Below are 16,775 nucleotides of genomic sequence, written 5' to 3' on the forward strand. Positions count from 1 at the left end.
CCGGTATGAAAGACTCCAAGGTGATCGTTGCGATCAACAAGGACGAAGAAGCGCCGATCTTCCAGGTGGCTGATTACGGCCTGGTGGCGGACTTGTTTGAAGCCGTACCGGAGCTTTCGAAGCTGGTCTAAACCAGCGGCTTCACTTATAAAGAGCCCGGTCTTATGACCGGGCTTTTTTTTGCACGCAACTATTTGATCGGGAAACCACGCCATGGAACTGCGCCGCTGGACTGTACTGCTGGGCCTGTCACTGCTGCCGACCATGTCTGTCGCGGCTGGCAAATGCGAGCGCCTGGTGGTGACCGGCAGCCCGGATGCGCCGCCCTACCTGTGGCGTGACCCCCAAGCCCCCACGCACCTGATCGGCGCCAATGCCGATGTGTTGCAACAAGTGGCCAAGGAGCTGGGGCTGAAAATCGACCTGCTGTACGGCGGCAAGCGTTCCCTGGCTCTGGAGGAAGTGCGCAGCGGGCGCATGGATATGTTGCTCGACGCGCCGTTGACTGTCAGCGAACTGGAGACCCTGGACTACATCCACCCGGCACTGATGCAGGCCGATTACCGAGTATGGACCCGCGTTGACTCGCCCCTGGTCTATGCCAGCGCAGCTGACCTGTATGGCCACAAGGGCGCGGTTTCGGAGCGGGCGCGCCTGTCCCCTGAATTTGCCGCCTTTGCCGCCGAACACCTGACCCTGGAACGTGTGCCAACCTTGACCCCGGCCTTGCAGAAACTGCTGCTGGGTGAAGTGGACTACGTGCTGGCCGGACATTACTCCGGCATGGCCATGGCCCAGACCCTGGGCATGAGCAAAGACCTGCAGGCCCGTGAACGGCCGATTGATCAGCCGGGGCTGTTCCTGGCTATTTCCCACAACTCGGCCTGCAATGATCCGTGGTTGCGCGGACAGCTTGCCAAAAAGATGACAGAATTGGCCGCGTCCGGTCTGACGGAAGCCGCGTTGCAGCGCAATATCGAACGCTGGAAGACGCAGTTACAGCAACCCGTCGGCACCCCAACAAAGTAGGGATTTTTAGTGACTATTCGACCTCTTTTCGCCGCCCTCGCCGTTGTAACGCTGGCGGGCTGTGCCGCAGATCCTGCGCCGAATGAACAGATGCGCCTGACCCAGCAAGCCCTGGAACAAGCCGCCGCCGTAGGGGCCGTCGCTGACGACGTGCCCGAGTTGAAGCTTGCCGAGACAAAGCTGGCCCAGGCCAAGGCCGATATGGCGGATGAGTCCTACAAGGATGCCCGCATGCAGGCTGAACAGGCCGAACTGGATGCCCGCCTGGCAGAGGCGCGGGTGCTGACGCAAAAAAGCCAGGAACAGTTGAATGTCCTCGACACCCGCATCACCCGCCTGCGCAAGCAACTGGGAGATGCCCAATGAACCGCCTGACCTGTGGGCTGCTGTTAAGCAGCCTGATGCTCGCCGGCTGTGCCAGTCATCCCAATAGCGATACCGCGTTGCAGCAGGCCGGCAGCGATTTCCAGAAGGTCAAGGAAGACTCCAATGTGTTGCGCATCGCGCCCAAGGACGTGATCCGCGCCGGTGAGTCCCTGGCCCGTGCCGACCGTCTGTCCACCTATTGGGGCAGCGGTGGCGATGTGGTGCATTACGCCTACCTGAGTCAGCGCTACAGCGCGATTGCCCGGGAACATACGCAACTGGTGCTTAACGAGGAGCGTGCGGCCAAGCTCGAACTGGAGCGCCAGCGCCTGCAACTGGCACTGCGCGAGGCCAAGTTGTTGAGCGTGCAGCAACAGGGCAAGTGGCTGGAAGAGCAGATCGCCAGCCTGACCACCACCCAGACCGACCGTGGCCTGGTGATGACCCTGGGCGACGTGCTGTTCGACACCGGCCAGGCCGAGCTGAAGAACTCCGCCAACCGGACAGTGCTGAAGATCGTGCAATTCCTGCAACTAAACCCCAAGCGGGTAGTGCGGATCGAGGGCTATACCGACAGTACCGGCGGCGAGCAGGAAAACCTCAAACTGTCCCGGGACCGGGCACAGGCCGTGGCGGATGTCCTGATCGACCTGGGCATTGATGACAAGCGCATCCAGGTGGAAGGCTATGGCGATCAGTACCCGGTGGAGGTGAATGCTTCCGAGCGGGGGCGTGCGCAGAACCGGCGTGTGGAAATCGTTTTCTCCGACGACAAGGGCCAGCTCGGCGCTGCGCGCTGAATTTCAGTTCTTGTGGGAGCTGGCAAGCCAGCTCCCCCAGGGAATATGCTGTGTGTCTCGCCCCGTAACCCGATCCTTGATCGGGTTTTTTATGTCCGCGATTGCGTTCAACCCATACAGTTTTTTCTATCACTGCCGCCGATCCTCGACTATTGTGGCAACTGTCCCCGTACACTTCTAAACTGTGCCGGTATGTTTCACACAAAAATAAAATACCCGTGAAATCGAGTGCTGCGTCATGACCAATCTCTTGCTTTACCAACGTATCGCCCAGCAATTGGCTGAGGATATTCGACGCGGCGTCTATCAACCGGGTGAGCGCGTACCTTCGGTGCGCAAGATGAGCTCCCAGCTCAATGTCAGTCATGCCACCGTGTTGCAGGCCTACGCCAATCTCGAAGACCAGGGGTTGATCCGTGCGCGGCCGCAATCCGGGTATTACGTGCACCAGACCCCGGCCCTGACCGCACCCACGCCGGATATCGCCCGGGTCGAGCGCCCGGGCCTGGTCACCCGCAGCAGCATTATCCAGCAGGTCCTGGTCGAATCCCGGCGCGAAGGGGTGTTCCCCCTGGGTGCCGCCGTGCCCAGTGTCGACTACCTGCCGGTACGGGCGCTGCACCAGCAACTGGCCAAGGTCACACGCTTCCAGAGCCCGCGGGCGTTCAGCTATATGTTCAGCCCGGGCTTTGAGCCGCTGCGCCGCCAGGTTGCGATTCGCATGCGCGATGCCGGGGTGGTGGTCGATCCGTCCGAAGTGGTGATCACCCACGGGTGTGTCGATGCATTGCAGATGTCCCTGCGGGTGCTGACCCGTCCCGGCGACCTGATCGCCGCCGAATCCCCCACCTATTACGGCCTGCTGCAACTGGCGGACCTGCTCGGCCTCAAGGTCATCGAAATCCCCAGCGACCCGGCCACCGGCATGAGCCTGGAAGCCCTGCAACTGGCAGCCAACCAATGGTCGATCAAGGCCCTGGTGCTGACCACGCGCCTGAGCAATCCCCTGGGTGGCACCATGCCAGAAGAGCGGCAGAAACAGCTGCTGCGCCTGGCCTCGGATTTCGATATCCAGATCGTCGAAGACGATATCTACGGCGAATTGATGTTTGAACTGGGCCGCACCAAGGCCCTGAAGGCCTATGACCGCCTGGACCGGGTGATCTACTGCTCCAGCTTCTCCAAGACCCTGTCGCCCGGGGTGCGCATCGGCTGGATGATCGCCGGCAAATACCAGCAAGAGCTCCAGCGTCTGCAGATGTTCAGCACGCACTCGGCGTGCAGCGTCACGCAGATGGGCGTGGCGGCGTACCTGGAGAACGGCGGTTACGACCGGCACTTGCGTTATATCCGCCAGGAGTACCGCAAGAATCTCAGTGCCTTTCAGTTGGCGGTGCAGCAGTACTTCCCGGAGGGCACGCAGATGAGCCGGCCGACCGGCGGCTTTATCCTGTGGGTCAGCCTGCCGGGCCGGGTCAACACCCAGGAACTGCACGTGCGCGCCTTGCAGCAGGGCATCAGCATTGCGCCGGGACTGATCTTCAGCAATACGGAACAGTTCAACCACTGTATTCGGCTCAATTGCGGCACCCCATGGAACCGTGAGGCCGAGCGCGCCCTGATGACCCTGGGCATGCTGGCCAACCAGTTGTGCCAGGAGGCCGCGAGCGGTTTTTGACGCGCCAAAACGGGGCATGAACGGTAGCCGGCTAATCACCGCGCTTGTCATACCGGCCTCAACAAGCGAGCATATGGCCTTCTGCCGTTAATGCTGTTGGCGATATGACCTCTATTTTCCCTGCTGCGCTGTTGATCTGCCTGGCGAGCCTGTGCAACGCCACTTCAGTACTGGCAGCGCCTGCCAGTGCGCCAGTCGTGCTGGCAGCTGCTGAACAAAAGCCGGCGCCGGCGAAAAAAACAGTCCAGGCGAAAAAAACCGCCCCGGTTAAAAAGGCTACTAAGGAAAAAAAGCGCGCGCCTATCGCCAGCAAGTCCAAATCGGCCCATGAAGTGGCCCGGACCAGGCTGCCACCGGCGAAACTGGACCTCAGCCTGCCCCAGGAAATGGTCCGGCACCTGCAGCCCCTCGGCACTATGCCCAAGCCCAAGAATGTGCCGTTGTTGCCGCCGATGTTTGGTGAGAAGCCGGTCGATAACAGTGCATTCCAGATCAACGGGCGCTTGCTGAGCAACGAAATGCAGCTGCAAATGCGCAATGAAGAGCGGCGTGACGTGGAAGGTGCGGCCCTGGATTTTGAGTTCAAGAATTAATGTTGCCCACCCAAGTGACCTGATCCACAGACCTTCTGTCGCAGACTGGTCGGTCACTTTTGTTTTCTGCGAAAAACCCCTGTTAGACCATTTTAAAACGCATGTTTTAGGGCGTACTCTAGCCCGGCCATCAACACTTTGTCGTCGAGGACCTGCTGGTCATGAAATGCCGTGAAGGCTGTGGCGCCTGCTGTATCGCGCCTTCCATCAGTTCGCCGTTGCCCGGTATGCCCAATGGCAAGCCTGCGGGCGAACGCTGCCTGCATCTGTCGGTCGAACAGCTGTGCCAATTGTTTGGCCAGCCTGAGCGGCCTGCGGTGTGCGGTGCCTTTGCGGCGGATCTTGAAGTCTGTGGTAGTAGCCAGGAAGAAGCGATCAGGTTGATCGGCTGGTGGGAGCAGATGACGGCGGCTTAGTGGGCTTTAATGTCAGAACTTCAACAATAAGGAATACAACAATGGGTTCGCTGAAACGAATGGCTGTGTTGTGCGGTTTTACGGTGTTGTTTGCAGCTACTGCGCAGGCAGACTGGAAAGTAGAAAAGGATGAAGACGGCATCAAGGTGTCGTTGAATGAGGTGGCTGGCTCGAAATACAAGGCTTACCAGGGCACCACCCTGATCAATGCGCCGCTGACCAAGGTGCGGGCTTTGCAGGAGGACGTGGCGGGTGCCTGTGCCTGGATCCACGAGTGCAAATCCCAGAAGCTGGTGGACCAAAAGGGTGACGAGAGTTGGACCTATACCCAATTCAACGCACCCTTCCCGGTAACGGATCGTGACTCCTACATCCATGTCACTACCACCGTGGGCGGCGATGGCAGTGTGACCCGCAAACTGCAAGGTGTGCCCACCTACAAGCCAGAAGAGAAAGGTTATGTGCGCGTAGCCAAGGTCGATGGCTTCTGGAAACTGGTGCCCAAAGGCCCTAACCAGACCGAAGTGACCTACCAGGTCCATACCGAGCCAGGTGGCAGCGTGCCCTCCGTCTTGGCCAACAAGTTTGTGGTCGATGCGCCCTTCAAGACTTTGAAGGCCCTCAAGGCACTTGCCGAGAAACCGTAAGCGCAACCGAGCTGTGCCTCCTGCCTTGAGTGGAACGATCACCGTGCCCTCAAGGTCCAGATATGTGTAAGCCCATCCATGGGCTTTATCGAGGAGGCACTGATGCAAAACTGGCAAGTTACCTTCGTTGACGATCACGGCGTGCAATCGGTAGAGCAGTTTGCCTGTGAGCAAAAGCCTAGCCTCGAAGATGCAGCGCAGATGATTCGCGCCAAATTGCTGCCCATTCCCGCCAAGCTGGACCTCAATGACCTGGACGGCCGGATCGCCGAACCGACGGTCAAAAGCCTCAAGGATCAGAACAGTATCCAGATCCTCGATATTTCTCCCGCCGCCTGAATATTCCCTGACGGTCGTTAAAGCGCTGCTGGTGGAGGTGATAGCTTCGCGCTACTCTGCAAGAGAGATCAGCGAATGAATCGCTAAGGTCTGGTCTTGTCAGCTACATGCTTGTTTTCCTGCGGCGATGTCATTGCCGTCTACCTGCGCCGTTCACGCGCAGGCCTGGGAAGCACGGAAAGTCTATCCATTGGTTGAGGAGGACGTTTCATGAGCACAGCCTATCAAGAAGACATCAGCACCCACGTGTTACGCCGCATGAAAGAGGGCGGCTTCGACTTCTCACGTTTCCACCCCATCGAGTTCTACGCCATTTTCCCGGATGAGGAGCATGCGCGTCGGGCGGCGGGTCGGTTTCGTGGGGAGTCGATCAATGCCCAGGTCAGTGCACGGGATGACGGTGCCTGGTTCCTGGAGTTGAGCAAGGTCATGTTCGCCACCTATGACGGTATCGGTGATTTCGAGCAGGACTTCGAGGCGGTAGTCGAGCCCTTGGGCGGGATTATCGAGGGATGGGGCGTAAAGCACGAGGTTCGTGGGTTACCCATGTAGACACATGATCAATAAAGCAGCGTATCGGCTGACCCTCGGGTCGGCCGATTTTGTTTGTGGCGGCGCAAAGTACTTGGAACTTATTGCGAAAAATCCTCCACCAAAAAAAAGCCACCCGAGCAGGGTGGCCAAAAGGGAAGACCGGAAAGAAGGGGGAACCGGTCGGTACTTGCACTTACAAATTACCGACCGGGATAGGTTGATGCTGTAGGACGAATCCTGTTCAGCGCATGGGAGTGATTATCCGCAGGGTTTATCGGGCAGTGAAATCAACTCTGACTATGCTGGTGATAGGCAACGCCTGCGTCTGTTTGAAGCGAGCATGGCGAAGCGGGGATGGTGGCTGCACCAGGACGGTGCGGCGCTGTCTTGGGTTATATCCAACTGATTGATACTTAAGTGTTTATGCCGCTGGCACGGGCCTTGCGACAGTCCGTTGCGTCCGGGTGACAAGGAGTTCGGCATGATCCGCACTTATTACGATGAAATGTACGATGAGGCCGGCCAGGTCCGGCCGCACTATCGCGAGTTTGCCCGCTGGCTGGAGCAAACCCCGCCGGAACTGCTGGCCCAGCGTCGGCGTGAAGCCGATTTGCTGTTTCACCGCGCCGGTATCACCTTCACCCTGTACGGCGACGAACAGGGCACCGAGCGCCTGATTCCCTTCGATACCATCCCGCGCAGCATTCCCGCCAGTGAATGGCGAGTGGTCGAACGTGGCTGCATCCAGCGGGTCAAGGCATTGAACCTGTTCCTCGCCGACCTGTACCACGACCAGCGGATTATCAAGGCCGGGATCATTCCTGCCGAGCAAGTGCTGGCCAACGAGCAATACCAGTTGGCGATGCAGGGTCTGGACCTGCACCGAGATATCTATTCCCACGTCTCGGGTGTCGACCTCGTACGGGATGGCGACGGCACGTACTACGTGCTGGAAGACAACCTGCGCACCCCCAGCGGTGTGAGCTACATGCTCGAAGACCGCAAGATGATGATGCGCCTGTTCCCCGAGCTGTTCGCCGCCCAGCGCATCGCGCCGATCGATCATTACCCCAACCTGTTGCTCGACACCCTGAAAAGCGCCAGCCCGCTGGACAACCCCAGCGTGGTGGTGCTGACGCCCGGGCGCTTCAACAGCGCGTTCTTTGAACATGCCTTCCTCGCCCGGGAAATGGGGGTAGAGCTGGTGGAAGGCGCCGACCTGTTCGTGCGTGACGACCGCGTATTCATGCGCACCACCGACGGGCCGAAGGCGGTGGATGTGATCTACCGCCGCCTCGACGATGCCTACCTCGACCCGCTGGCCTTCAACCCGGCGTCGATGCTCGGCGTGCCGGGCCTGCTGGCCGCCTACCGCTCGGGCAACGTGGTGCTGGCCAATGCCATTGGCACCGGGGTGGCGGATGACAAGTCGGTGTATCCCTTCGTTACCGACATGATCCGTTTTTACCTGGATGAAGAGCCGATCCTCAAGAATGTTCCGACGTTCCAGTGTCGCAAGCCTGACGAGCTGTCCCATGTGTTGGCGAACCTGCCCGAGCTGGTGGTCAAGGAAACCCAGGGTTCCGGTGGCTACGGCATGCTGGTTGGCCCGGCCGCCAGCGCTGCCGAGATCGAAGCCTTTCGGGCGCGGATCAAGGCCAAGCCCCATGCCTACATCGCCCAGCCGACCCTGTGCCTGTCGACGTGCCCGACCTTTGTCGAAAACGGCATCGCCCCCCGGCATATCGACCTGCGGCCGTTCGTCCTGTCCGGCAAGGAAACCCGTGTGGTGCCCGGCGGGCTGACCCGCGTGGCGCTGCGTGAAGGCTCGCTGGTGGTCAACTCGTCCCAAGGCGGCGGCACCAAAGACACCTGGGTGGTCGAGGAATGAAACCATGTTGAGCAGAACTGCCTCGGATTTATATTGGATGTCGCGCTATCTGGAGCGCGCGGAAAACCTCGCACGCATGCTGGATGTCAGCTATTCACTGTCGCTGATGCCCCAGGATGGACGCGGCGATGGCTTGCACGAACTGGCCATGCCCCTGCTGATCACCGGCACCCTGGATGACTACCATGAACGCCACGGCGAGCTGCATGCCGAGCGCCTGTTGCACTTCTTCGCCCTGGACGCGGCCAACCCGGCGAGCATCTACAGTTGCTTGGGCGCCGCCCGCGCCAGTGCCCATGCCGTACGTGGGCGGATTACCGCCGACATGTGGGAAAACATCAACGCCACCTGGTTGGATATTCGCGATATCGCCCAGGAGGGGCTGAGCCGCTATGGCATGAGCCGGTTCTGCGAGTGGGTCAAGGAACGTTCCCACCTGTTTCGCGGCGCCACCTACGGCACCATCATGCGCAATGACGCCTTTCGCTTTATTCGCCTGGGCACCTTTATCGAAAGGGCCGACAACACGTTGCGCCTGCTGGATGCGCGCTACGAGATGGCCGGCGACCAGGCCGCCGTGGTGATTGATGGCACCGCCCACGCCTATTACCAGTGGAGCGCGCTGCTGCGGGCCTTGTCGTCCTTCGAGGCCTACACCGAGGTCTATCGTGACGCTCCCGGTGCCCGCCAGGTGGCCGAGCTGTTGCTGCTGCGCGCCGATGTACCGCGCTCCTTGCGCGCGTGCAGCGAAGAGATTGACCAGATCCTCGCCAGCCTGCCCGGCATCAACGGCCGCCCGGCCCAGCGCCTGGCCGCCGAGATGGACGCGCGCCTGCGCTTTACCGCGATTGACGAAATCCTTGAGGAAGGCCTGCACGCCTGGCTGACCGACTTCATCCCCCTGGTGCGCCAGTTGGGCAACGCCATTCACCATTCCTACCTGGAGGCGGCATGAGACTTTCCATCAGCCACGAAACCACCTACCGCTATGAAGACCAGGTGCGTGCCAGCATCCAGTACCTGCGCCTGACCCCCCACGACAGCGAGCGCCAGCATGTGCTCAGTTGGCAACTGGATCTACCGCGTCCGGTGCGGGCCCAGTTGGACCCGTTCGGCAATATCCTGCATGTGCTGACCCTGGACGAACCCCATGAGTCGATCATCATCGGCGCTCGTGGCCAGGTGGACATCGACGAGTGGCGCGAGGCCGAGCACGACAGCCAATCGCCCTTTCCCTTCCAGCGCTGCACGCGCCTGACCGAGCCGGACGAGGCCCTGCGCGCCTTTGCCCAGCAGCACTGCGGCAAGCGTCGGGATCGCAATGCCCTGATCGACCTGATGCACGCCCTCAACCAGCACATCGCCTACGTGCCGGGTGCCACGCAAGTGGAGACCAGTGCGGCCGAGGCGTTCGCCGGGCGTGCCGGGGTTTGCCAGGACCATGCCCATGCCTTCCTGGCCTGCGCGCGCAGCCTGGGGATCGCCACGCGCTATGTGTCGGGGTATTTGTACAGCGAGGACAGCGAACACCTGGCCAGCCACGCCTGGGCCGAAGCCTGGCTGGATGACGCCTGGTACAGCTTCGATGTGACCAACCAACTGGCCCGCCCGGAGCGGCATCTGAAACTGGCGGTGGGCCTGGATTACCTCGACGCGTGCCCGGTGCGCGGCATGCGCCGTGGCGGCGGGCATGAGCAGATGCATGCCAGGGTGTTTGTGGCGCCGAGCCCGGTGATCCTGGTGCAGCAGCAATAATCCCCGCCGCATCCTGCTGAAGCCGGCTCTACAAGTGCGGGTCGGTTTTGCGCGTGGCCATATGCTTCAAATACCCCACCAATAACTCCAGGTCGGCCTCTGGCAACACGCTGGCGGCAAATGCCGGCATCTTCGCCTGGGGCCAATGCCTCAGGCTCTGGGGATCACGGATGTAACGCTTGAGGAAGTCGCTGCCAAAATACTCGGTCGGGCTGTAGGGCAGATTCAGATCTGGGCCTACTTGCGCGTCACCCGCGCCGTTTAGACGATGACAGGCCAGGCAGTTTTTCTGAAACAGGGCGAACCCCTGGTTGATCGGATCATCCACCGCCAGCGCAGGATCGGGCAGCAGCGCCGGGAAGCGTTCGGCCACGGTTTTCAACTGTTTGATCGTCGAGATCTGGAATGGCCATTGTTCCGGGCTGATCCGGCTCGCCTGGGGCTGGGTCCACACCAGATAGAACGGCCCGGCACTGGGTTTGCCAGTGGCCAGCGGGGGCCACGGCTGAGCCGGGTCCTCCACTGCCAACCAGGCCTGGGCGCCGCTTTGCTGCAGCAGTGGCGCGGCGGCCAGTTCGGCGGCGAAACCATCGAGCGCCACCGCCTGCACATGGTTCTGCGCTTGCAGGCCCGGTAAGAGGGCGGCCAATGGTACTGCGCGATAGGTCATATTGCGCTTGTAGGAAACGTCATCGACGATCTGCACCGTCTGTGCTGCCGGGTGCTTGAGCAGGTCGGCGGTGTGCCAGGTGGTGCGGCTGTGATCCAACTCGATGGTCAATTGGGCCGCGCTGGCGGGGTATGCCAGGATCAGCATCAGCAGGACGATAATCGGTTTCAAGGCGAAGCCCATATGGCAATGGCGATTCGCGCCCACGATACCGGAAATCAGCCGCTGAACCGCAGGCAAAAAGACAGCCCCGACCACAGGAGCGCTATAAGCGAGATCCCGGGCGGTGCTGTCAAGGGCTGCAATGTCTAGGTGTGAACGGCCCGTTCAACCAATGATCTTGGTCAGGTTGGGCAAAATCAGAATCAATGTAGTGGCGAAGAGAATGAGCCCCGCCTGGCGAACTTTCGATTGTTTGAACATGGCTGACTGCCTTTTGTTGTTATTCCTAAGCGTCAAATGCGCCGATGTATGCACCATCCATTGGCTACGTTAAGCCGGCTAGATGGCATTTTTCTTACAGCTGCTCCAGCAAGACCCGGCAGCAGCTTCATACACGTCTTACTGATTCAACCTTAGAGCCCCTGTCGGACGTGGCTTAGATCGCTTTCATATCAAGTTATATTGAAATCCTTTTAAAAAGGTATGAGGCAGATAGCCATCTTCGCCCCAGCCCCTTGGCTAGACAGCTAAAACGATTAACCCGAGGTTTCCGGTAGTCTCCTACCGTTCGTCTGAGCGTGGTCGTCAAGGTCAATGAGCGCATCGGTCATTGAATCTGCCCTCGTGGCGCTTAAGGTAAGGGCACGGTCGGCTCTCCCCTTGAGAGCTCCATTGCACAGTGGTTCGAGGACGTCATGACCCAAGCTTTGATCTTTGATGCAATACGTACGCCCCGGGGCAAAGGCAAGGCCGATGGTGCGCTGTACAGCGTCAAGCCGGTGAACCTGTTGGCCGGCTTGCTCACTGCCCTGCAACAGCGTAGCGACCTGGACACGCGCCAGGTGGATGACATTGTGCTGGGATGCGTCACACCGGTCGGTGACCAGGGGGCGGATATCGCCAAGACCGCCGCGCTGGTGGCCGACTGGGACGTCAGCGTCGCCGGTGTGCAGGTCAACCGCTTCTGTGCGTCGGGCCTGGAGGCGGTCAACCTCGGGGCGATGAAGGTGCGTTCCGGTTTCGAGGACCTGGTGGTGGTTGGCGGTGTCGAGTCCATGTCCCGCGTGCCCATGGGCAGCGACGGCGGTGCCTGGGTGCTGGACCCGCAGACCAATATGCACAGCCACTTCACGCCCCAGGGGATTGGCGCCGACCTGATTGCCACCCTGGAAGGCTTCACCCGCGAAGATGTCGATGCCTTCGCCTTGCACTCCCAGCAGAAAGCGGCACGGGCCAGATCAGACGGTTCCTTCAAGAAATCCCTGATCCCGGTGCAGGACCAGAATGGCATCGTACTGCTCGATCACGACGAATTTATCCGGGGCGACTCGACGCTTGAAGGCCTGGGCAAGCTCAAGCCCAGCTTTGAAATGATGGGCCAGATGGGCTTCGATGCCACGGCCTTGCGGGTCTACAGCCATGTCGAACGCATCCGGCATGTGCACACGCCGGGTAACAGCTCCGGGATTGTCGATGGCGCGGCCTTGATGCTGATCGGCTCCGAGGCTCGGGGTCGCGAACTGGGCCTGCAAGCGCGGGCGCGCATTGTCGCCACGGCGGTCACCAGCACCGACCCGACCATCATGCTCACCGGCCCCGCGCCCGCCACCCGCAAGGCCCTGGCCAAGGCCGGGCTGCGGGTCGAGGACATCGACCTGTTCGAGGTCAACGAAGCCTTTGCCTCGGTGGTGCTCAAGTTCATCAAGGACATGGGCATCGACGCCGCCCGGGTCAATGTCAATGGCGGCTCGATTGCCCTGGGCCACCCGCTGGGGGCCACGGGGTGCGCGATCCTCGGCACCCTGCTCGACGAACTGGAGGCGCGCCAGCAGCGCTACGGCCTGGCCACGCTCTGTGTGGGCGGCGGCATGGGTATTGCCACCATTATCGAACGCCTCTGAGCCTAAGGAATCTGTCATGAGCGACGCCATTCGTTACGAAAAAGGCCAGGACCAGATCGTGGTGCTGACCCTCGACATGCCCGGCCAGAGTGCCAACACCATGAACGCGGCCTACCGCGAGGCCATGGCCGCTACCGTTGCGCGCCTGGACGCGGAAAAGGATGGGTTGGCCGGGGTCATTATCACCTCAGCGAAAAAAACCTTTTTTGCCGGCGGTGACCTCAATGAACTGATCAAAGTCGACAAGCCCCACGCCAAGGCGTTCTACGACATGGTCCTGGGCCTCAAAGCGCAACTGCGCAGCCTGGAAACCCTGGGCAAGCCGGTAGTGGCCGCGATCAACGGCGCAGCCCTCGGCGGTGGCTGGGAGCTGTGCCTGGCGTGCCAGCATCGTGTGGCGCTGGATCATCCAGCCGTGCAGATCGGCTTGCCGGAAGTCACCCTGGGCCTGCTGCCGGGTGGCGGCGGGGTGGTGCGCATGGTGCGTATGCTGGGCCTGGAAAAGGCCTTGCCGTATCTGCTCGAAGGCAAGAAGATCAGCGCGCAAAAGGCCCAGCAGGCCGGGTTGATCGACGAGTTGGCGGCGGATCGCGATGAGCTGCTGGCCAAGTCCCGGGCCTGGATCCTGGCCAATCCGACGGCCAAACAGCCTTGGGATATCAAGGGCCATCAGATTCCTGGCGGCACACCGTCCAATCCGAAAGTCGCGCAAATGCTCGCCATTGCGCCGTCGATCCTGCGCAGTAAAACCCATGGCTGTTTCCCCGCCCCGGAGAAAATCCTCTGCGCGGCCGTGGAAGGTGCCCAGGTGGACTTCGACACCGCACACCTGATCGAGACCCGTTATTTCACCGAACTCACCACCGGCCAGGTGGCGAAGAACATGATCGGCACCTTCTGGTTCCAGCTCAACGAAATCAACGCCGGAGGCTCACGGCCTGCGGGGTTTGCGCCGTATGTCACCCGCAAGGTCGGCATCCTCGGCGCCGGCATGATGGGCGCGGGGATTGCCTACGCCAGCGCATCGGCGGGCGTGGAGGTGGTGCTCAAGGACGTCACGCTGGCGGCGGCAGAGAAGGGCAAGGCCCACTCGGCGGCGCTGCTGGACAAGAAGGTCAGCCGTGGGCAATTGACGCCTGAGCAGCGGGAAAGCACCCTGGCGCGGATCCATCCTACAGATAATGATGCCGATCTGGCTGGCTGCGACCTGATCATCGAAGCCGTATTTGAAGACCGCGACCTCAAGGCCAAGGTCTCGGCCGCCGCCCAGCGTGTGGTGGGCGCTGATGCGGTGATTGCGTCCAATACCTCCACCTTGCCCATCAGCGGCCTGGCGAGCGCGGTGCCGGATCAAAGCAAGTTTATCGGCCTGCACTTCTTCAGCCCGGTGGAAAAAATGCCCCTGGTGGAAATCATCAAGGGTGCCAACACCAGCGACGAAACCCTGGCTCGCGGTTTTGATTTCGTACTGCAAATCAAGAAAACCCCGATTGTGGTGAATGACAGCCGCGGCTTCTTCACCTCGCGGGTGTTTGGCACCTTCACCAACGAAGGCATCACCCTGCTAGGCGAAGGCGTGGCTGCGCCGATGATCGAGACCGAGGCGCGCAAGGCCGGGATGCCGATTGGCCCGCTGGCGATTTCTGACGAAGTTTCCCTCAGCCTGATGAGCCATATCCGCCAGCAGACAGCCAAGGATCTGCAGGCCGAAGGCAAGACACTGCCCGCGCATCCGGCCTTTGCGGTGATCGACCTGTTGCTTAATGAGTACAAGCGTCCGGGCAAGGCGGCGGGCGGTGGTTTCTACGAGTACCCCAGTGATGGCCAGAAATACCTGTGGCCAGAACTCAAGGTGCGCTTTGAACAGGCCAGCCAGCAGATTTCAGCCCAGGACGTGCGCGACCGCCTGCTGTTTATCCAGGCCATCGAAACGGTGCGGTGCGTGGAGGAGGGTGTGTTGATGTCCACCGCCGATGCCAATATTGGCTCGATCTTCGGCATCGGCTTTGCGGCCTGGAGCGGCGGGGCGCTGCAGTTTATCAACCAGTACGGGCTGAACGACTTTGTAGCGCGGGCGCGTTACCTGGCCGAGCAATACGGCGAGCGGTTTACTCCGCCAGCCTTGTTGTTGGAAAAAGCCGCCCAAGGCACGACGTTCTAGCCATCCGACAGGGCCGCGGTGGGGCTTGCCTTGAAAGGGTATTTCAGGGCAGGCTGACGGGTGTGCATTATTCCCACCACCGTGTCAGGTATTTTTTATGTCGCTACGCATCTGCATTCTGGAAACCGATATCCTGCGTCCAGAACTGGTCGATCAATATCAAGGTTACGGGCAGATGTTCCAGCGCCTGTTTTCGCAGCAGCCGATTGCCGCCGAGTTCATCGTCTACAACGTGATGCAAGGCCTCTACCCGGCAGACAGCGAAGTGTTCGACGCCTACCTGGTGACGGGCAGCAAGGCGGATTCCTTCGCCACCGACCCGTGGATCGAAACCCTCAAGGCCTACCTGTTGAACCGCTACAAGCGGGGCGACAAGCTGCTCGGCATCTGTTTTGGCCATCAACTGCTGGCGCTGTTGCTGGGCGGCAAGAGCGAGCGGGCGAGCCAGGGCTGGGGCGTGGGTATCCACAACTATCAACTGGCCGCCAAGGCCCCGTGGATGAGCCCGGTGGTGGAAGAACTGACCCTGTTGATCAGCCATCAGGACCAGGTCACCGCCTTGCCGGAAAACGCCACGGTGATCGCCTCCAGCGACTTCTGCCCGTTTGCCGCTTATTACATCAACGACCAGGTGCTGTGCTTCCAGGGGCACCCGGAGTTTATCCACGATTACTCCCGGGCACTGTTGGACATTCGCCAGCAGAACCTGGGCGAGCAGATCTACCAACGCGGCGTCGCCAGCCTGGCGCACGACCACCACGGCGTAACCGTGGCGGAATGGATGATGCGTTTTGTGGCACACAAGCCGCAGGTGGCCTGATCATTGAGTGAACGGGGTGGGCCGGTTATAGCCACCCCGAGCGCTTGAAGCTGGCCCACAGCCCCGTGCACCCCACCGCGATAAATCCCAGCACCGCAAAATAGCCATAGTGCCATTGCAGTTCCGGCATGTTCTGGAAGTTCATCCCGTAGATCCCGGCCACCGCCGTGGGGAACGCGAGGATCGCCGCCCAGGCTGCAAACTTGCGCTGCACCACGCTCTGGCGCGAGGCTTCCAGCAACACGCCGATCTCGATGGTCTGGCTGGCGATGTCGCGCAGGGTCGAAAGGTCTTCCATCTGCCGCGTGACATGGATTTGCACATCGCGAAAGTACGGGCGCATGTTCTTGTCGATAAACGGGAAGTTCAGCTTCTGCAATTCCTCGCTGATTTCCACCATCGGCGCCACATGCCGGCGCAGCCGCAGCACGTCGCGGCGCAGGCCATGCAGGTTCTGGATATCGCGCTCATTCAGGGCATTGCACAGCACGTTGCGCTCCAGCGCATCGATCTCGGCATGAATCGCCTCGCTCACCGGCTGGTAGTTTTCGGTGACAAAATCCAGCAGCGCATAGAGTACGAAATCTTCCCCGTGTTCCAGCAACAGCGGCCGCGCCTCACAGCGCTGGCGCACATAGCCGTAGGATGCCGAGTGGCCGTTGCGCGCGGTGATGATATAGCCGTTGCCGGCGAAGATATGAGTCTCGATAAACTCCAGCTTGCCCTCATGGCGCACCGGCGAGTAGGTCACGATAAACAGTGCGTCGCCAAAGGTTTCCAGCTTGGGCCGGCTGTGTTTTTCCAGGGCGTCTTCGATGGCCAGTTCATGCAGGTTGAACTGGCGTTGCAGGTTGGCCAACTCCTGGGCGTTGGGCTCTTCCAGGCCGATCCACACAAAATGACCGGGCTTGGCCGCCCAGGCGGCGCCTTCATCGAGGGTGATATCCGTGACTTTTTTCCCGGCGCTATAGACGGCCGCGGCAACAACTCTACCCATAATACTGATCGCTTCT

Annotated in this window: 17 protein-coding genes and 1 pseudogene; 16 read left to right on the forward strand and 2 right to left on the reverse strand. The window is 60.7% G+C overall.

Annotation, left to right across the window (positions count from 1 at the left end; genetic code table 11):
• The 13 genes and pseudogenes from AO268_RS30015 to AO268_RS30075 form a co-directional block, all read left to right on the forward strand.
• Positions 1-131, forward strand: a pseudogene (locus AO268_RS30015) (electron transfer flavoprotein subunit alpha/FixB family protein); the annotation flags it as partial.
• A gap of 82 nt (positions 132-213) precedes the next feature.
• Positions 214-1,029: a substrate-binding periplasmic protein gene (locus AO268_RS30020; RefSeq protein ID WP_076961151.1), complete on the forward strand. Its 816-nt coding sequence runs from the start codon at positions 214-216 to the stop codon at positions 1,027-1,029.
• Between the two features lie 9 nt (positions 1,030-1,038).
• Positions 1,039-1,395 (forward strand): DUF4398 domain-containing protein, encoded by a 357-nt coding sequence (locus AO268_RS30025; RefSeq protein ID WP_076961152.1) that lies wholly within the window; start codon positions 1,039-1,041, stop codon positions 1,393-1,395.
• On the forward strand, positions 1,392-2,195 hold the full coding sequence (locus AO268_RS30030; protein ID WP_076961153.1) for an OmpA family protein: 804 nt from the start codon (positions 1,392-1,394) through the stop codon (positions 2,193-2,195). The genes AO268_RS30025 and AO268_RS30030 overlap by 4 nt, the downstream gene beginning before the upstream one ends.
• Before the next feature lie 238 nt (positions 2,196-2,433).
• Positions 2,434-3,873 carry an aminotransferase-like domain-containing protein gene (locus AO268_RS30035; protein WP_076961154.1) on the forward strand — a complete coding sequence of 480 codons (1,440 nt, stop codon included), beginning with the start codon at positions 2,434-2,436 and terminating at the stop codon, positions 3,871-3,873.
• A 104-nt stretch (positions 3,874-3,977) separates the two neighbouring features.
• A complete protein-coding gene (locus AO268_RS30040) occupies positions 3,978-4,466 on the forward strand; it encodes a translation initiation factor 2 (RefSeq protein ID WP_076961155.1) in 489 nt (162 codons plus the stop codon).
• Between the two features lie 161 nt (positions 4,467-4,627).
• Positions 4,628-4,882, forward strand: coding sequence for a YkgJ family cysteine cluster protein (locus AO268_RS30045; protein ID WP_076961156.1), 255 nt, complete (start codon positions 4,628-4,630; stop codon positions 4,880-4,882).
• Positions 4,883-4,923: 41 nt separating this feature from the next.
• Positions 4,924-5,529, forward strand: coding sequence for an START domain-containing protein (locus AO268_RS30050; protein WP_099170724.1), 606 nt, complete (start codon positions 4,924-4,926; stop codon positions 5,527-5,529).
• A 102-nt stretch (positions 5,530-5,631) separates the two neighbouring features.
• On the forward strand, positions 5,632-5,868 hold the full coding sequence (locus AO268_RS30055; protein WP_232243836.1) for a hypothetical protein: 237 nt from the start codon (positions 5,632-5,634) through the stop codon (positions 5,866-5,868).
• Between the two features lie 210 nt (positions 5,869-6,078).
• Positions 6,079-6,420 carry a ribonuclease E inhibitor RraB gene (locus AO268_RS30060; RefSeq protein ID WP_076961159.1) on the forward strand — a complete coding sequence of 114 codons (342 nt, stop codon included), beginning with the start codon at positions 6,079-6,081 and terminating at the stop codon, positions 6,418-6,420.
• Positions 6,421-6,883: 463 nt separating this feature from the next.
• Positions 6,884-8,293, forward strand: coding sequence for a circularly permuted type 2 ATP-grasp protein (locus AO268_RS30065; protein ID WP_076961160.1), 1,410 nt, complete (start codon positions 6,884-6,886; stop codon positions 8,291-8,293).
• A 4-nt stretch (positions 8,294-8,297) separates the two neighbouring features.
• Complete coding sequence (locus AO268_RS30070) at positions 8,298-9,248, forward strand: alpha-E domain-containing protein (protein ID WP_076961161.1); 951 nt, start codon at positions 8,298-8,300, stop codon at positions 9,246-9,248.
• Positions 9,245-10,048 carry a transglutaminase family protein gene (locus AO268_RS30075; RefSeq protein WP_076961162.1) on the forward strand — a complete coding sequence of 268 codons (804 nt, stop codon included), beginning with the start codon at positions 9,245-9,247 and terminating at the stop codon, positions 10,046-10,048. Before AO268_RS30070 ends, AO268_RS30075 begins: the two co-directional genes overlap by 4 nt.
• A gap of 28 nt (positions 10,049-10,076) precedes the next feature.
• Here AO268_RS30075 and AO268_RS30080 read toward each other — a convergent pair whose 3' ends face one another.
• Complete coding sequence (locus tag AO268_RS30080) at positions 10,077-10,901, reverse strand: c-type cytochrome (protein WP_373562161.1); 825 nt, start codon at positions 10,899-10,901, stop codon at positions 10,077-10,079.
• Positions 10,902-11,575: 674 nt separating this feature from the next.
• Between AO268_RS30080 and AO268_RS30085 the strand changes: the two genes are divergently transcribed.
• From AO268_RS30085 to AO268_RS30095, 3 genes are all read left to right on the forward strand, one after another.
• Positions 11,576-12,781, forward strand: coding sequence for an acetyl-CoA C-acetyltransferase (locus AO268_RS30085; protein ID WP_076961163.1), 1,206 nt, complete (start codon positions 11,576-11,578; stop codon positions 12,779-12,781).
• A 16-nt stretch (positions 12,782-12,797) separates the two neighbouring features.
• Positions 12,798-14,942, forward strand: coding sequence for a 3-hydroxyacyl-CoA dehydrogenase NAD-binding domain-containing protein (locus AO268_RS30090; RefSeq protein WP_099170725.1), 2,145 nt, complete (start codon positions 12,798-12,800; stop codon positions 14,940-14,942).
• Between the two features lie 97 nt (positions 14,943-15,039).
• Positions 15,040-15,762 (forward strand): amidotransferase, encoded by a 723-nt coding sequence (locus tag AO268_RS30095; RefSeq protein WP_099170726.1) that lies wholly within the window; start codon positions 15,040-15,042, stop codon positions 15,760-15,762.
• Between the two features lie 25 nt (positions 15,763-15,787).
• On the opposite strand, the gene AO268_RS30100 is transcribed toward AO268_RS30095, so the two are convergent.
• Positions 15,788-16,759, reverse strand: a complete 972-nt coding sequence (locus tag AO268_RS30100) for a magnesium and cobalt transport protein CorA (RefSeq protein ID WP_076961166.1) — start codon at positions 16,757-16,759, stop codon at positions 15,788-15,790.
• Positions 16,760-16,775: the final 16 nt, after the last annotated feature.

Source organism: Pseudomonas sp. ICMP 8385 (genome assembly GCF_002699915.1).
GTDB classification, from domain to species: domain Bacteria; phylum Pseudomonadota; class Gammaproteobacteria; order Pseudomonadales; family Pseudomonadaceae; genus Aquipseudomonas; species Aquipseudomonas gessardii.

What these genes read in the sequence shown, in the direction of transcription:
- AO268_RS30020 (WP_076961151.1), top strand. Translation starts at nt 214, where the DNA reads ATGGAACTGCGCCGCTGGACTGTACTGCTGGGCCTGTCACTGCTGCCG.
- AO268_RS30030 (WP_076961153.1), top strand. Translation starts at nt 1,392, where the DNA reads ATGAACCGCCTGACCTGTGGGCTGCTGTTAAGCAGCCTGATGCTCGCC.
- AO268_RS30035 (WP_076961154.1), top strand. Translation starts at nt 2,434, where the DNA reads ATGACCAATCTCTTGCTTTACCAACGTATCGCCCAGCAATTGGCTGAG.
- AO268_RS30040 (WP_076961155.1), top strand. Translation starts at nt 3,978, where the DNA reads ATGACCTCTATTTTCCCTGCTGCGCTGTTGATCTGCCTGGCGAGCCTG.
- AO268_RS30045 (WP_076961156.1), top strand. Translation starts at nt 4,628, where the DNA reads ATGAAATGCCGTGAAGGCTGTGGCGCCTGCTGTATCGCGCCTTCCATC.
- AO268_RS30050 (WP_099170724.1), top strand. Translation starts at nt 4,924, where the DNA reads ATGGGTTCGCTGAAACGAATGGCTGTGTTGTGCGGTTTTACGGTGTTG.
- AO268_RS30055 (WP_232243836.1), top strand. Translation starts at nt 5,632, where the DNA reads ATGCAAAACTGGCAAGTTACCTTCGTTGACGATCACGGCGTGCAATCG.
- AO268_RS30060 (WP_076961159.1), top strand. Translation starts at nt 6,079, where the DNA reads ATGAGCACAGCCTATCAAGAAGACATCAGCACCCACGTGTTACGCCGC.
- AO268_RS30065 (WP_076961160.1), top strand. Translation starts at nt 6,884, where the DNA reads ATGATCCGCACTTATTACGATGAAATGTACGATGAGGCCGGCCAGGTC.
- AO268_RS30070 (WP_076961161.1), top strand. Translation starts at nt 8,298, where the DNA reads ATGTTGAGCAGAACTGCCTCGGATTTATATTGGATGTCGCGCTATCTG.
- AO268_RS30075 (WP_076961162.1), top strand. Translation starts at nt 9,245, where the DNA reads ATGAGACTTTCCATCAGCCACGAAACCACCTACCGCTATGAAGACCAG.
- AO268_RS30080 (WP_373562161.1), bottom strand. Translation starts at nt 10,901, where the DNA reads ATGGGCTTCGCCTTGAAACCGATTATCGTCCTGCTGATGCTGATCCTG.
- AO268_RS30085 (WP_076961163.1), top strand. Translation starts at nt 11,576, where the DNA reads ATGACCCAAGCTTTGATCTTTGATGCAATACGTACGCCCCGGGGCAAA.
- AO268_RS30090 (WP_099170725.1), top strand. Translation starts at nt 12,798, where the DNA reads ATGAGCGACGCCATTCGTTACGAAAAAGGCCAGGACCAGATCGTGGTG.
- AO268_RS30095 (WP_099170726.1), top strand. Translation starts at nt 15,040, where the DNA reads ATGTCGCTACGCATCTGCATTCTGGAAACCGATATCCTGCGTCCAGAA.
- AO268_RS30100 (WP_076961166.1), bottom strand. Translation starts at nt 16,759, where the DNA reads ATGGGTAGAGTTGTTGCCGCGGCCGTCTATAGCGCCGGGAAAAAAGTC.